This window comes from Pseudomonas sp. Irchel 3H7 (genome assembly GCF_900187605.1).
GTDB lineage: Bacteria > Pseudomonadota > Gammaproteobacteria > Pseudomonadales > Pseudomonadaceae > Aquipseudomonas.
Genome location: NZ_FYEA01000004.1, coordinates 270,598 through 284,906 on the forward strand (window position 1 = coordinate 270,598; position 14,309 = coordinate 284,906).

General features: G+C 60.1%; 11 protein-coding genes. 7 read left to right on the forward strand and 4 right to left on the reverse strand.

Going from position 1 to position 14,309, the window contains the following annotated elements; genetic code table 11:
• Window positions 1-3 precede the first annotated feature (3 nt).
• The 5 genes from CKW38_RS09740 (at window position 4) to CKW38_RS09760 (ending at window position 6,525) form a co-directional block, all read left to right on the forward strand.
• Window positions 4-1,116: a mannuronate-specific alginate lyase gene (locus CKW38_RS09740; protein ID WP_095112630.1), complete on the forward strand. Its 1,113-nt coding sequence runs from the start codon at window positions 4-6 to the stop codon at window positions 1,114-1,116.
• 324 nt (window positions 1,117-1,440) lie between these two features.
• Window positions 1,441-3,006: an MBOAT family protein gene (locus CKW38_RS09745; protein WP_007914295.1), complete on the forward strand. Its 1,566-nt coding sequence runs from the start codon at window positions 1,441-1,443 to the stop codon at window positions 3,004-3,006.
• 10 nt (window positions 3,007-3,016) lie between these two features.
• Window positions 3,017-4,192, forward strand: a complete 1,176-nt coding sequence (locus CKW38_RS09750; RefSeq protein ID WP_007914293.1) for an alginate O-acetyltransferase — start codon at window positions 3,017-3,019, stop codon at window positions 4,190-4,192.
• 14 nt (window positions 4,193-4,206) lie between these two features.
• On the forward strand, window positions 4,207-4,863 hold the full coding sequence (locus CKW38_RS09755; RefSeq protein WP_007914291.1) for an alginate O-acetyltransferase AlgF: 657 nt from the start codon (window positions 4,207-4,209) through the stop codon (window positions 4,861-4,863).
• A 210-nt stretch (window positions 4,864-5,073) separates the two neighbouring features.
• Entirely contained in the window at window positions 5,074-6,525 is a 1,452-nt protein-coding gene (locus CKW38_RS09760) for a mannose-1-phosphate guanylyltransferase/mannose-6-phosphate isomerase (RefSeq protein WP_095112631.1), read from the forward strand.
• 76 nt (window positions 6,526-6,601) lie between these two features.
• On the opposite strand, the gene CKW38_RS09765 is transcribed toward CKW38_RS09760, so the two are convergent.
• On the reverse strand, window positions 6,602-9,433 hold the full coding sequence (locus CKW38_RS09765) for an RHS repeat domain-containing protein (RefSeq protein WP_256588359.1): 2,832 nt from the start codon (window positions 9,431-9,433) through the stop codon (window positions 6,602-6,604).
• A 182-nt stretch (window positions 9,434-9,615) separates the two neighbouring features.
• Between CKW38_RS09765 and CKW38_RS09770 the strand changes: the two genes are divergently transcribed.
• Both CKW38_RS09770 and CKW38_RS09775 read left to right on the forward strand, forming a co-directional pair.
• On the forward strand, window positions 9,616-10,080 hold the full coding sequence (locus CKW38_RS09770; protein WP_095112632.1) for a multidrug transporter: 465 nt from the start codon (window positions 9,616-9,618) through the stop codon (window positions 10,078-10,080).
• 36 nt (window positions 10,081-10,116) lie between these two features.
• A complete protein-coding gene (locus tag CKW38_RS09775; RefSeq protein ID WP_095112633.1) occupies window positions 10,117-10,941 on the forward strand; it encodes an SDR family oxidoreductase in 825 nt (274 codons plus the stop codon).
• A 108-nt stretch (window positions 10,942-11,049) separates the two neighbouring features.
• Here CKW38_RS09775 and CKW38_RS09780 read toward each other — a convergent pair whose 3' ends face one another.
• Genes CKW38_RS09780 through CKW38_RS09790 form a run of 3 tightly spaced genes read right to left on the reverse strand, consistent with a single transcriptional unit; the run spans window position 11,050 to window position 14,309 of the window.
• Window positions 11,050-11,916: an HlyD family secretion protein gene (locus tag CKW38_RS09780; RefSeq protein WP_095112634.1), complete on the reverse strand. Its 867-nt coding sequence runs from the start codon at window positions 11,914-11,916 to the stop codon at window positions 11,050-11,052.
• Window positions 11,917-11,926: 10 nt separating this feature from the next.
• Window positions 11,927-12,127: a DUF1656 domain-containing protein gene (locus tag CKW38_RS09785; RefSeq protein WP_007914106.1), complete on the reverse strand. Its 201-nt coding sequence runs from the start codon at window positions 12,125-12,127 to the stop codon at window positions 11,927-11,929.
• On the reverse strand, window positions 12,117-14,309 hold the full coding sequence (locus tag CKW38_RS09790; protein WP_095112635.1) for an FUSC family protein: 2,193 nt from the start codon (window positions 14,307-14,309) through the stop codon (window positions 12,117-12,119). The genes CKW38_RS09785 and CKW38_RS09790 overlap by 11 nt, the downstream gene beginning before the upstream one ends.

Here is a 14,309-nt window from a genome sequence, read left to right on the forward strand (position 1 = left end):
GCTATGCGAAACTCGAAACTGAAAACTCTTTTAGCGCCGACGCTGCTCGGGCTGGCGATCTTCGCCGGCAACGCGCAGGCCGCCGCACCACTGCGTCCACCTCAGGGCTATTTCGCGCCTGTGGATAAATTCAAGACCGGTGACAAAAGCGAAGGCTGCGATGCGATGCCGACGCCCTACACCGGGCCGCTGCAATTTCGCAGCAAATACGAAGGTTCGGACAAGGCCCGCGCGACACTGAACGTGCAGTCGGAAAAAGCCTTTCGCGACACCACCAAAGACATCACCACGCTGGAACGCGGCACCGCCAAACGGGTGATGCAGTTCATGCGCGACGGGCGTCCGGAGCAGCTCGAATGCACGCTGAACTGGCTGACCGCGTGGGCCAAGGCCGATGCGTTGATGTCGAAAGACTTCAACCACACCGGCAAGTCGATGCGCAAATGGGCGCTGGGCAGCATGGCCTCTTCGTACATTCGCCTGAAGTTCTCCGACTCGCATCCGCTGGCCCAGCATCAACAGGAAGCGCAGTTGATTGAGGCGTGGTTCAGCAAAATGGCTGATCAGGTGGTCAGCGATTGGGACAACCTGCCGCTGGAAAAAACCAACAACCATTCCTACTGGGCTGCATGGTCGGTGATGGCTACCTCGGTCGCGACCAACCGCCGCGACCTGTTTGACTGGGCGGTGAAGGAATACAAGGTTGGCGTCAATCAAGTCGATGCCGACGGCTTCCTGCCCAACGAACTCAAGCGCCAGCAACGCGCCCTCGCCTATCACAACTACGCCCTGCCGCCGCTGGCGATGATCGCCAGTTTCGCCCAGGTCAACGGCGTTGATTTGCGCCAGGAGAACAACGGTGCGCTGAAGCGTCTGGGTGATCGGGTGTTGTCTGGGGTGAAAGACCCCGACGAATTCGAGAAGAAGAACGGTAAAGAGCAGGACATGACCGACTTGAAAGAGGACATGAAATTCGCCTGGCTCGAACCGTTCTGCACGCTCTACACCTGTGCGCCGGATGTCATCGAGAAGAAGCATGGCATGCAACCGTTCAAGACTTTCCGCCTCGGCGGCGACCTGACCAAGGTCTACGACCCGTCCCATGAAAAGGGCTAAAAGCCCCTCACCCTAACCCTCTCCCGGAGGGAGAGGGGACTGACCGAGGTGGCTGTGCGAGTTACACCGAAATGAAATACCGAGCCGATCTCAGGTGTTGAAAAACAATCGAGATCAGGCTGCAAAGAAATATCGAGCCGATCTCCTTTTCTGAAAACCATGGAGATCAGGCTCCCTCTCCCTACGGGAGAGGGCGGGGGGTGAGGGCAAGTTTTCAAGGCCCTGCACAACCCTGACAGAAACACCGTTTCACCCCTCCACTACCACGGGGGGTTTGGGGGGGCTTTGGCCCTTGACTGTTGGTTCAAACATGGAGAGATCGGGATGGTATTTTCATCCAACGTGTTCCTGTTTCTGTTCTTGCCGATCTTTCTCGGCTTGTACTACTTGAGCGGGCAACGCTATCGCAACCTGCTGCTGCTGATCGCCAGCTACGTGTTCTACGCCTGGTGGCGTGTGGACTTCCTCGCGCTGTTCGCCGCCGTCACGCTGTGGAACTACTGGATCGGCCTCAAAGTCGGTGCCGCCGGCGTCAGAACCAAACCGGCGCAGCGCTGGCTGCTGCTCGGCGTAGCAGTCGACCTGTGCATCCTCGGCTACTTCAAGTACGCCAACTTCGGCGTCGACAGCATCAATGCGATGATGACTTCGGTCGGTCTTGAGCCGTTCATCCTCACCCACGTGCTGCTGCCGATCGGTATCTCGTTCTACATCTTCGAGTCGATCAGCTACATCATCGACGTGTATCGCGGCGATACCCCGGCCACGCGCAACCTGATCGACTTCGCCGCATTCGTAGCGATCTTCCCGCACCTGATTGCCGGCCCGGTCCTGCGTTTCCGCGACCTCGCCGACCAGTTCAACAACCGCACGCACACCCTCGACAAGTTCTCCGAGGGCTGCACGCGGTTCATGCAGGGTTTCATCAAGAAGGTCTTTATCGCCGACACCCTCGCGGTGGTCGCCGACCATTGCTTCGCCCTGCAAAACCCGACCACGGGTGATGCCTGGCTCGGCGCGCTGGCGTACACCGCACAGCTGTATTTCGACTTTTCCGGTTACAGCGACATGGCCATCGGTCTGGGCTTGATGATGGGTTTCCGCTTCATGGAAAACTTCAAACAGCCATACATCAGCCAGTCGATCACCGAGTTCTGGCGCCGCTGGCACATCAGCCTGTCGACCTGGCTGCGTGACTATCTGTACATCACTCTCGGCGGTAACCGTAAAGGCACGCTGATGACTTACCGCAACCTGTTCCTGACCATGCTCCTCGGTGGCCTGTGGCACGGCGCGAACATCACCTACATCGTCTGGGGCGCCTGGCACGGCATGTGGCTGGCGATTGAAAAAGCGCTGGGTCTGAACACATCGCCGCGCAGCCTCAACCCGATCCGCTGGGCGCTGACCTTCCTGCTCGTGGTCATGGGCTGGGTGATCTTCCGCGCCGAGAACCTGCACGTCGCCGGTCGTATGTACGGCGCAATGTTCAGCTTCGGTGAATGGTCGTTGTCGGAACTTAATCAGGCCAGCCTCACCGGTCTGCAAGTGGCGACTTTGGTTGTTGCGTACGTGACGCTGGCGTTCTTCGGTCTGCGCGATCTGTACACCAATCAGCCGCCAGCCAAGAGCAAACCTGAAGTCAACGTCGAGGCCAACGGCCCTGCCACCGCGACGCCGGGAATGATCAAAGCCGCACCCGGCGAAAACCCGGCAAGCATCCACGAGCCTGGCTACACCGTCGGCGTCGAAGCCCAGGTACAACCGGCCTACTGGAGCGCGGACTGGTCGCGTTACGTGATGCGCGGCCTGATCCTGCTGCTGTTCATCGCCTCGATTCTCAAACTTTCGGCGCAAAGCTTCTCGCCGTTCCTTTACTTCCAGTTCTGAGGGATCTGACATGACCCGCTCATTACGCATCTTCTACATCGCCCTGTTCCTGGTGACCCTGTTGGTCTTGGGTCTGTGGTCGGTACGCAGCTTCTTCGGCTTCAGCACCAACGCCGATGCGACGGTGCTTAACGGCCGCTGGACCAAGGCTGTGGAAACCCATTACGACGAAGAATTCCCGATCAAGCGTCTGGGCACCAACCTCTGGGCCGCGCTGGATTTCAAACTGTTCAACGAAGGTCGTCCGGGCGTGGTGCTCGGTCGCGATCAGTGGTTGTACAGCGATGAGGAATTCAACCCGATCGTCAACGAAGAGCTGAACCTGCAAGGCAACTACGCGCTGGTCGAAGGCGTGCGCCAGACCCTGAAAGAGAAAGGCGTGAAACTGGTGATGGCGATCGTGCCGGCCAAGGTTCGTCTGTACCCGGAGCACCTGGGTGAAGTGAAGCCGGCGAGCATTCACGAAAACCTCTATGAGGATTTCCACCACCGCGTCGCGGCGGACAAGATCCTCGCCCCTGACCTGCTCAAGCCATTGCAACAGGCCAAGCAGAACGGTCAGCAAGTGTTCCTGCGCACCGACACGCACTGGACGCCGGAAGGCGCCGAGATTGCCGCGAACACCCTGGCAAAAACCATCGCTGACAAGTTCCCGCTCAGCGGCGAGCCGCAACGCTTCGTCACCACACCGGCCGAGAAGGTTACACACAAGGGCGATCTGCGATTGTTCCTGCCGCTCGATCCGCTGTTTGAAAACCTGATGCCGGCGCAAGAGCCGCTGCAAAAGCGCAACACCGTCGCGGCCGGCGATCAGCCTGCCGGTGACGACGCGCTGTTCGCCAGCAATGAAGTGCCAGTGGCACTGGTCGGCACCAGCTACAGCGCCAACCCGAACTGGAACTTCGTCGGTGCACTGAAACAAGCGCTGCACAGCGACGTGGTGAGCTACGCCGAAGACGGCCACGGCCCGATCCTGCCGATGCTCAGCTACCTGAAAAGCGATGACTTCAAGAACAGCCCGCCGCAGGTGCTGATCTGGGAGTTTCCTGAACGTTATCTGCCTGTGAACAACGAAATCGGTGACGCCGACCCGCAGTGGGTCGCAGAGCTTAAACAAGCCGGCGCGCGCCAACAAAACGTAGCAATCAACACTAAATCCGAGACGCCCGATCGGGCGCAAAACTGAAAGAGAGGTACACCATGACTTTCACTACTACTCCTCGTCGTCTCGCTAAAAGCTTCGCACTGGTTGCTGGCCTCAGCGTGCTTTCCGTCCCAGCCTTTGCCGGTGGCGACGCCGCCCTGTACGGCCCGACCGCACCGAAAGGTTCGACCTTTGTGCGTGTCTACAACGCCAGCAACGCTGAAGTCAGCGCGACTGTCGGCAGCACCAACCTGAGCGACGTTGCGCCACTGGCCAGCAGCGACTTCAGCTTCATGCCGGGCGGTGATTACAGCGCCAAGGTCGGCAGCCAGACCCTGCCGGTGAAACTCGCTGGTGACCACTACTACACCCTGGTCAACAACGCTTCCGGCGCACCGCAACTGATCGAAGAGCCGCCGTTCAAGAACAAGCAGAAATCCCTGGTGCGCGTACAGAACCTCAGCGACAAGCCGCTGACCCTGAAGACCGCCGACGGCAAGACCGACGTGGTGCCGAACGTGGCCGCCAAGGGCCGTGGCGAACGTGAAATCAACCCGGTGAAAGTCAGCCTGGCGCTGTACGAAGGTGACAAGAAAGTCGGCGACGTGAAGCCGGTCGCCCTTGAGCGCGGTGAAGCTGCGGTGCTGTACGTCACCGGCAGCGGCAGCAGCCTGTCGCCAGTCTGGGTGAAACGCCCGGTATCGACTCGCTAACGAATTTTCCGAACTGACCCGGCTCCCTGTGGGAGCTGGCTTGCCAGCGATGCAGACACCTCTGTTCTGCAGATACACCGAGGTGATGCCATCGCTGGCAAGCCAGGCTCCCACAGGGACCGAGGTGAGAGTTCGGACACGAGACAAAAACAAGAGTGAAACGACACAGCGTTCGTGCCTCTAACCAATCGATTTTATGGAGTAAACAATATGATTCCGGTGATCTTGTCAGGTGGTAGCGGTTCGCGTCTCTGGCCGCTTTCGCGTAAGCAGTTCCCTAAACAGTTCCTCGCCCTGACCGGCGAACACACTCTATTCCAGCAGACCCTCGAGCGTCTGGTGTTCGAAGGCATGGACACCCCGATCGTGGTCTGCAACAAGGATCACCGCTTCATCGTCAACGAGCAGTTGGTCAACCGTAAGCTGGAATGCCAGCGCATCCTCATGGAACCGTTCGGCCGCAACACCGCGCCGGCCGTGGCGCTGACCGCGATGATGCTGGTCAATGAAGGTCGTGACGAGTTGATGCTGGTGTTGCCGGCCGACCACGTGCTGGAAGATCAGAAAGCCCTGCAACGCGCCCTCGCCCTCGCCACCGTTGCTGCCGAAAACGGCGAAATGGTCCTGTTCGGCGTGCCGGCAACCAAACCGGAAACCGGTTACGGCTACATCAAATCCACCGGCGACTCGCTGCTGCCCGAAGGCGTCAGCCGCGTTTCGCATTTCGTTGAAAAACCTGACGTCAAACGTGCCACCGAGTACGTCGAGTCCGGCGGTTACTACTGGAACAGCGGCATGTTCCTGTTCCGCGCCAGCCGCTTCCTCGAAGAACTGAAAAAACACGATCCGGACATCTACGACACCTGCCTGCTGACCCTCGAGCGCAGCCAGCAGGACGCCGACACCATCACCTTCGACGAAGCCACCTTCGCCTGCTGCCCGGACAACTCCATTGACTACTCCGTCATGGAAAAAACCCAGCGCGCCTGCGTGGTGCCGCTGACCGCAGGCTGGAGCGATGTTGGTTGCTGGTCGTCGCTGTGGGAAGTCAACGAGAAGGACGCCAACGGCAACGTCACCAAAGGCGATGTGGTCATTCAGGACAGCAAGAACTGCATGATCCACGGCAACGGCAAACTGGTGTCGGTGATCGGTCTGGAAAACATTGTCGTGGTCGAAACCAAAGACGCCATGATGATCGCCCACAAAGACAAGGTTCAGGGCGTCAAGCAGATGGTCAACACGCTCAACGAGCAGGGCCGCAGCGAAACCCAGAACCACTGCGAAGTCTATCGTCCGTGGGGCTCGTACGACTCGGTGGACATGGGCGGGCGTTTCCAGGTCAAGCACATCTCGGTGAAACCGGGCGCGTGCCTGTCGCTGCAGATGCACCACCACCGCGCCGAGCACTGGATCGTGGTCAGCGGCACCGCCGAAGTGACCTGCGACGAAAACGTGTTCCTGCTCTGCGAAAACCAGTCGACCTACATCCCGATCGCCTCGGTGCATCGTCTGCGCAACCCGGGCAAGATCCCGCTGGAAATCATCGAAGTACAATCGGGTTCGTACTTGGGTGAAGACGATATCGAACGCTTCGAAGATATCTACGGCCGCTCCACCCCGATCGAACGCGGCGTGTCGGTGAAAACCATCGCGCAGTAACTGATCGATAAAACAAGAAGCCCCCGTCCAGCCCGCTGCGTCCCCTATCCGCAGCGGGTTGGGCGGGGGCTTTTTTTCAGCCGAGCGAATGTTGTCGGATCAGTTTTGGCCGGGAACTTCCTCCCAGCGATTGCTGCCTCCCGGCGTATGGCGTCGGTGCAATAAATCCAATGAAGTCCTGAGTCCGTTCCAGCGTTTGAACAGTGTTCGATGTTTGCATTGAAAGCCCTGCAACCGTTTCGAAAAGCTCAGGATCTGAACTGCCGGCAGTCGCCAACTCGTTCAAGATGGCTGACATCCTGAACGTTGCCATGTCGATGTCTACCGGAATATGTTCGTAAGCTTCACTTAACGCCTCGGCATTCAAACCTCGCGAAGCATGGGCGAACTCCCGTACCGTCTGGACCAGACCCGGTGCCTCCGGTCCCAGTTTGTCGGCGATTATCTCGATTACTTTGTCCTCCGCCTTGGTGCCAGCCATTTTCACCAGACGTGATCGACCGTCGGCAGTGCGCGGATCATGGGCGGCCAACTCCAGTTTTACCTTGGCGAGACTGGGTTTCGTTTTTGGTGCCACGCTTTCAACGAACGCCTTCGGATTCATCTCGCTGCCCTTGAAGTTGATAGGACGGTTCAACTGAAAGGTGTCCACGACCTTTTCGATGACGACGTTCGCCAGCGCGGTGCCGGCCTTCTCACCCACCTGCCCCCCGAGTGCACCCACTACCGGCCCCAATGTTCCCCCCAACGCTGTGCCTGCCGCGCCCCCCAAAGCCTTAGCTCCAGTTCTGACCAGACTGCTGCTCAGTTGCGTCGTCACCCGCCTGACCAGCGCCTGAAAGCGGTGCCGCGCCTGCGTGTGATTGAGTAACGAATTTCTGACATCCGCAGCAGCCGAAGTCATCGAATCCAGCAATGCCTTCTGCTCTTGTGCACTGTTAGCCAACTCTGACGTATCGGTCTTTTTACCGCCGTCGCTGTCGGCATGCCGCATCGGTGAGTTACCGACCATCTGGTACAGATTCGGCCCGTCGATAAAACCTTTCGGGTCAGGGTTGAGCCAGCGCTGCAACCACGGCATGTAATAACGAAAACCATAGTAGTACAGACCCGTGGCATCACGCTCCTTGCCCGAATAACGCACGGTTTTGTAACTGATGTCGCTTTCCTCACTCCACGCGGTCGCCCCGAATGGATAGAAATGCTCGCGGCTGATCAGTTGCGCATCTGCCGCCAGTTCCAGACTGATCGATCCCAGATGATCATTGAAACTGTAGCGATACTGATCGTTAACGCCTGCTGGCGGCGGACTCTCCCAGTGCAGAACACGAACACTGTTCAGGGCGGTCTGCACCGTGATGACTTGCAGCACCTCGCCGGTGCCGGCATCGGTGCGCAATTCCAGTTCAGGGAGGTAGCGTACCTGCGTAACGACAGCACGAACCCTGGTCTGCAGCGACCGAATCTTGCGTACACGCTGACCAGCGCCGTCGTAGAGATAGACTTCGTGATCATCCGCAGCGCAATCGCGTTGCACCGCCACGAACGCATCCAGTTGATTGCGCAGATTCCACTGCAACTGCCGGCCTTGATCCAGCAGCAGCAAGTTACCGCGAGCGTCGAACGCTGCGGCGATCTCTGCCTCGTCGGGGGGCACGCCATTGCACCAGGGCAGGCAGCGATTGCTGTAGCGGGCAGCCTGCAGATCATGACCTGGACTCTGTGCACCGACGTGGGTCAGCTTGAGCAGATTGCCGCCAGCGTCATAACCATAGGTTTGCAAATAGTTGGCGATCGCTGTCGGGCCGCCATCGCCCGGCCCTGCCTCCCATCCGCGGGCCTCACACAATTGGTAGAGGCTGTCGTAGGTGAAGCGGCTGATCGGTTCGATGCGCTGGTTGGCGAAGTAGCGCACGGGCAGCGCCCGGTCTTCGATGCTCAGCACATTGCCTGTCCGGTCGTATTGGTACAGCAGATTCTGCAAGACCACACCCTGACCGGTTTCGGCGTGACGCGTCATCAGACGTCCATCCTCTTCACGGTAGGTCAGCGTTGTCAGCACGCCATTGCCTGCCAGTTCCTGCGTGACCAGCCCTTCTGCGTTGTAGTGAATATCGCTGACCACCGCCCGCCACTCAGTCTGATGGCTCAACTGCAGACGGCGGGCGCGCAAGCCTCCATCGAGGGTCAACTCACTGACATGCCGGTTACCCTTCGCATCGATCTGCTCGAGCACCGCCCCGAGGGGCCCGAAACGCCAATGGGTCATTGCGCCCTCACCGGGCTCGAGCAAACGCTGGCGCTCATCGATTGGCTCAGGCCAATCCGGGGAGACGGGTTCAAGGGTGAAATGCCGGGTACTTTCAACGTTCTCCCCGGTGATCGCGAAGACCTCGAACAGCACGCTTCCCGCCGGGTCTTCGTGACGAATCAGTTGGCCAAGCTGATTACGCGCCTGATCGGCATCACCCGGCTGACCATATCCAAAACGCTCGGCGCAACGGCGTGGTTGCAGCTCACCAGCTTCGAACACTGCCGTCGGCCGCAGTAACAGGTCATGCTCAATGTCCCGGCGGGTGCCTCGGCTGTCCCAATCCGTCAATGTCTCTGAGCCCAGACCGAACAGACTGAGCTGCACCCCGGCGTCGACGCTGTTCGAGCGCAGAATCTGCCCGTTCAACAAGTAAACGGTGCTTAGGTTGGCCGGCGCTAGCGGATCATCGCTTTGTAGCGCCCACAATCGCGGGTCCCACTGCGTCACCGCGCGACCCGCCGCATCGTGGGCCGTGCGATGGATGCGCGGTTCAAGTGCTTGATTAACGTCGCAACGCCAGTAATCGACCCTGCGAACGGCCAGCCCGCGTGGGTCGTTCACTGCCAGCACCGGTGTTTTGCTGAACATGTCCATGTAGCTCACCCCGCTCGATAACTGCGTCCTCTGCGCCTGCAATGATCTGAGCAGACGCTTGGCGATGCGCCTACTGTCAGAAATTACAGTTCCGACCAACGGTTAAATCCCGTGCGCAACAAATGTCCATTGCGCTGAGCCTTCGGTAGGATGGTGCGCACAAACTCACGGAGCGTTCCCACATGTTCATCGGCATCTTGCTGGTCATCACCTGGCTGATCCTCCTGCTGCGCTATCCGGCCAAGGCCTTGCCGGTTTCCGTGGCGGCGGCGATTGGCCTGGGTTTCGTGGCCATGTGGGTGGTGTGGCTGGACAACCGCGAGGTCAAGCAACTGGCGCGTCTTGAGATGCGTATCGCCTACGCTCCCGAACAATGCCCGGCGGATCGTCCGCTGCAACTGAAAATGAAAAACGCCAACGACGTGCCCCTGACCGAACTGCGCTGGCGCATCGCTGCCTATGCGCCGGGTGACACGGTGAATCTGGCCGACAACCAATACACTGCCCCGCGCTATCGCGGTCCCGGCGAATTGCAGGCCGGTGGCGACTGGGAAGACTGCCTGCCGATGCCGCCGCTGCGTCCCGGTTATCGCCCGCAAACCCTGGAGTTTCGCGCCGAGCGATTGCAGGGTAGTTTCTCCGACTGATCCCCTTTCTCTCACTTGCTGCACAAGGAATGCGCCATGCCCGTTGCGTTGATTACCGGTTGTTCCAGCGGCATCGGCCGCGCCCTCGCCGATGCGTTCAAAGCTGCCGGGTACGAAGTCTGGGCCAGTGCGCGCAAGGCTGAAGATGTGGCGTTGCTGGCGTCTGCCGGGTTCACCGCCGTGCAACTCGATGTCAATGACAGCGCGGCGCTGGAGCAACTTGGCGAGCGGATCAACCAGCAACACGGCGGCCTTGATGTGCTGATCAACAACGCGGGGTACGGCGCCATGGGGCCGCTGCTCGATGGCGGTGTGGCGGCCATGCAGCGCCAGTTCGAGACCAATGTATTTTCGATTGTTGGCGTTACGCGCGCACTGTTCCCGGTGCTGCGCCGGGCCAAAGGATTGGTGGTAAATATCGGCAGTGTTTCAGGGGTTTTGGTCACGCCGTTTGCCGGTGCTTACTGCGCCTCGAAAGCGGCGGTGCATGCCTTGAGCGATGCACTGCGCATGGAACTGGCGCCGTTCGGCATTCGCGTGATGGAAGTGCAGCCGGGGGCGATTCAATCGAGTTTTGCCAAAAACGCCGGGCACGAGGCCGAGCAATTGATCAATGAACAATCACCGTGGTTTCCCCTGCGCGAAGGTATTCGCGCGCGGGCCAAGGCGTCGCAGGACAAGCCGACGCCGGCCAGTGAGTTTGCGGCTGAACTGTTGAAGGCTGTGCAGCAGAACAAACCACCACGGTTGATCCGCCTCGGCAATGGCAGTCGCGCGTTGCCGTTGTTGGCGGCGTTGCTGCCAAAGGGGTTGCTGGAGTCGACGTTGATGAGGCGTTTCGGTTTGCGCGGCAAACTCTGAGACCGGGTCGACGCCATCGCGAGCAGGCTCACTCCTACAGGGGATCTTCGGTGTAACGCAGATCCAGTGTAGGAGTGAGCCTGCTCGCGATTCAGTCAACGCGGTCGGTCAGTTATCCACAGCATCCTGCCGCACCACCACCGTGCACGTAATCCCCGCCGCCAACAGAACACCCTCCGGTACTTCATCAATGTGAATCCGCACCGGCACCCGCTGCGCCAACCGCACCCAGTTGAACGTCGGGTTCACATCGGCGATCAGTTCGCGGCTTTCCGGGTTGTCGCGGTCATAGATGCCGCGGGAAATGCTTTCCACGTGGCCCTTCAAGACTTCGCCGCTCATCAACTGCATGTCGGCCTTGTCACCGACTTTCACGTGGGGCAGTTTGGTCTCTTCGAAGAAGCCGTAAACCCAGAACGAGTTCATGTCGACCACGGCCATTTTCGCCTCACCGATGCGCGCGTAGTCACCGCGATGCACGTTGAGGTTGGTCACGTAACCGTCGACCGCCGCGCGCACTTCGGTGCGTTTGAGGTTGAGTTCGGCAGCTTCCAGTTGCGCCTGCGCGTGTTGGTAATCGGCGAGCGCGGCATCGGCGATGTTGCTGGCGTCGTCACGGTTTTCCTTGGAGATCACCAGGTTGTCCAGATCGGCGCGGCGATGGGCGTTGACCTTGCGCATCTCCCACGTCGACTTGCGCGAGGCGACCAGCGACTGCGCCTGTTTCACCGCGATGCGGTAGTGCTCCGGGTCGATCTGCATCAACAGATCACCCTTCTTCACCAGTTGGTTGTCGCGCACCGGCACGTCGACCACTTCACCGGTGACGTCGGCGGCGACGTTGATGATGTCGGCACGCACGCGACCGTCACGGGTCCACGGCGTGTTCATGTAGTGCTCCCACAACGTGCGGCCGATCCACAACGCCAGGGCCAGCACCAGCAGGGTCGCGAGCAGGCTGAAAAACTTTTTCATCAGAACGTTCTCAACGGTAGACAGTCAGCGCCATGGCGCCGAACAGACAGGTAAACAGACTCAGACGCAGCAGCGCCGGGTGCCAGAAAAAACGGTACAGATCGAACCCGGACAGGAACCGGTCCACCGCCCAGGCCAGTGCCGCGGCGATAAAAAACATCAAGGTCATGGTCGGCATGTACACGCCGTGGAAGGCGATTTCACGAGGCATGGGCAAGTCCTTCGGGCTTGGCGATGGCGTAGGCAGCGAGCGGTGATTGCGGGTCGAGCAGCGAGGTACGGATGAAGTGCAGATAGCTCTTCACCCGCCGTAATGCCGAGGTATCGAAGTGCGGCGCGAACGGTTCATCGGTCGCCGCGACGCGGCTGATTGCGTGATCGACGGCGACCAGTGCGCGCTCGAGATTGCTGGAGTTCGGTTGCAGGAACAGTCGCACCAGCGCCCGGCCCATCACGCGGATCGCCTGGCGCCACGGCTGCGACTCGGCATAGGCCGGGTGCACCGGCAGGATCGCCTGTTCCTTGCGCAACTCGATGATCGCGTGGCCGACTTCCAGTACGACGAACATCCAGCGCAGCAAGTTCTTTTGCACCTTCGGCTGACCCGCCGCGAGGCCGTAAGCCTGATGCAACAGATCACGTGTGCGGCTCTCGAAACTCGAGGCCAGACCTTTCAGTTTGCCGCTGATCGCGTAGACCACTTGCCCGCGCAGATCCTGTTCCAGGCGCTTCCACAACCAGCGGCTGTTCGGCGGCAGAATAATTGCACCGGCAGCGGCACAGACCAGCATGCCCATGACCATGGCGATGTAGTCGTTGATAAAGGTGTAAGGGTTGTAGATGGTCAGGTTGTCCGGCACCGAACCGGTGCTGAAGAAGATCAGCAAACCGAGGCCGACGCCGGCGTATTGCGGCCGCGAGGTGAGGAACGAGCCGAGCACGATCACCGGCGCGAGCATCACGCACAGCAGCGGGAAACCATCGATCCACGGGAAGATGAAAAACATCTCGACGAAGCCGATCAGGGCACCGAGGAAGGTTCCGCACGCCATCTGGAACGCCATGCGTTTCGGGTTCGGCGTAGCAGCCGAGAGGCCCACGGTGGCGGCAGCGATCAGCGTCATCGTCGCGCCGCTTGGCCAAGCGGTGGCGACCCAGTAACTGCCCAGCACGATGAGAATGAACGAGGCGCGAATGCCCGACGCAGCGGCGGCCCACCAGTTGGTTTGCGGGGTGAACGGCTCGTCCCAACGCTCACGTTCGTGGCGGTGATCGGCCAATGACGCGTGGGTCTGTGCATAACTGTGCAAGTCGTCGACGAAGCGATAAAGCAGTTCGTAAGCGGTGTGGAAATCCAGTTGTTCGGCCTCGCTCGGCTCGGTGTCCTGAAAGATCGCGCGCAGGCTGCGCACGCGGGCCGGCAGGCCTTCCTTATAGCTCGCCAATGCAGTCGCCAAACGGCCGGCATCGGGGCTGGTCAGGGCGCGGCCACTGAAGCCGTCGAGCACTTCGGCGAGATCCTGCAGGCCCGGTTTGATCGCGGCGACAACGTGTTCTTCGCCATTGCCGCGCAAGCGCTCGAGCAATTGATGCAGGGCATTGAACCGCGTGGTGATGCCCATGAATTCGCTGTTCAACCGACTTAGTCGACCGTTACGCCGACGCATGTGCGGGTCTTCGAACACGGTCACGCTGCGCAGCCCTTCCAGCCCCACGGCTTCAGCAATGAAGCGCACATTACTCGCCTCGAAAGACTCGGCCTTGCTGCGCCCGCGCAAGCCATCGGTGACGAACAACGCGAACACACCGAAACGCTGATACAAGGCGTTGCGCATCGCCGCGCTGGCGGTTTGCGGCAGGATCGCGGCGCTGATCAGGGTCGAGCAGAGGGTCCCCAGCGAGATTTCCAGCACCCGCCACACGGCAGCCATGAACGCTCCGTCCGGGTGCGCCAACGCCGGTAATCCGACCATCGCAGCTGTATAGCCGGCGAGGACAAAACCGTAGGCGCGGAAATTGCGGCACCGCGCGGCACCGGCCGAGCAGATACCGACCCAGATCGCCAACGAGCCAAGAAACAGCTCGGTGTTCTGCGCGAACAACGCGATCAGCGTGACCATCATCGCCGACCCGGCCAGTGTGCCGAGGAAGCGATAGAAACTCTTGGCAAACACCTGGCCGCTCTGCGGTTGCATGACGATAAACACAGTGATCATCGCCGTGCGCGGTTGCGGCAATTCCAGACGCATGGCCAGCCACAGCGTGAGGAATGCGGCGATCAACACCTTGAAGATGTAGACCCAGGTCACGCCATCGCTGCGCGCCCAGTCGAAAAAACCACGGCGCCATTCCAGGGAGTAGAGCCAGCGCAGTGTTGCGGGCAAGGGGGTCAT

Coding starts and splice junctions, on each gene's coding strand:
- CKW38_RS09775 (WP_095112633.1), top strand. CDS start 10,117: ATGCCCGTTGCGTTGATTACCGGTTGTTCCAGCGGCATCGGCCGCGCC.
- CKW38_RS09745 (WP_007914295.1), top strand. CDS start 1,441: ATGGTATTTTCATCCAACGTGTTCCTGTTTCTGTTCTTGCCGATCTTT.
- CKW38_RS09750 (WP_007914293.1), top strand. CDS start 3,017: ATGACCCGCTCATTACGCATCTTCTACATCGCCCTGTTCCTGGTGACC.
- CKW38_RS09755 (WP_007914291.1), top strand. CDS start 4,207: ATGACTTTCACTACTACTCCTCGTCGTCTCGCTAAAAGCTTCGCACTG.
- CKW38_RS09760 (WP_095112631.1), top strand. CDS start 5,074: ATGATTCCGGTGATCTTGTCAGGTGGTAGCGGTTCGCGTCTCTGGCCG.
- CKW38_RS09790 (WP_095112635.1), bottom strand. CDS start 14,309: ATGACCCCCTTGCCCGCAACACTGCGCTGGCTCTACTCCCTGGAATGG.
- CKW38_RS09785 (WP_007914106.1), bottom strand. CDS start 12,127: ATGCCTCGTGAAATCGCCTTCCACGGCGTGTACATGCCGACCATGACC.
- CKW38_RS09765 (WP_256588359.1), bottom strand. CDS start 9,433: ATGGACATGTTCAGCAAAACACCGGTGCTGGCAGTGAACGACCCACGC.
- CKW38_RS09770 (WP_095112632.1), top strand. CDS start 9,616: ATGTTCATCGGCATCTTGCTGGTCATCACCTGGCTGATCCTCCTGCTG.
- CKW38_RS09740 (WP_095112630.1), top strand. CDS start 4: ATGCGAAACTCGAAACTGAAAACTCTTTTAGCGCCGACGCTGCTCGGG.
- CKW38_RS09780 (WP_095112634.1), bottom strand. CDS start 11,916: ATGAAAAAGTTTTTCAGCCTGCTCGCGACCCTGCTGGTGCTGGCCCTG.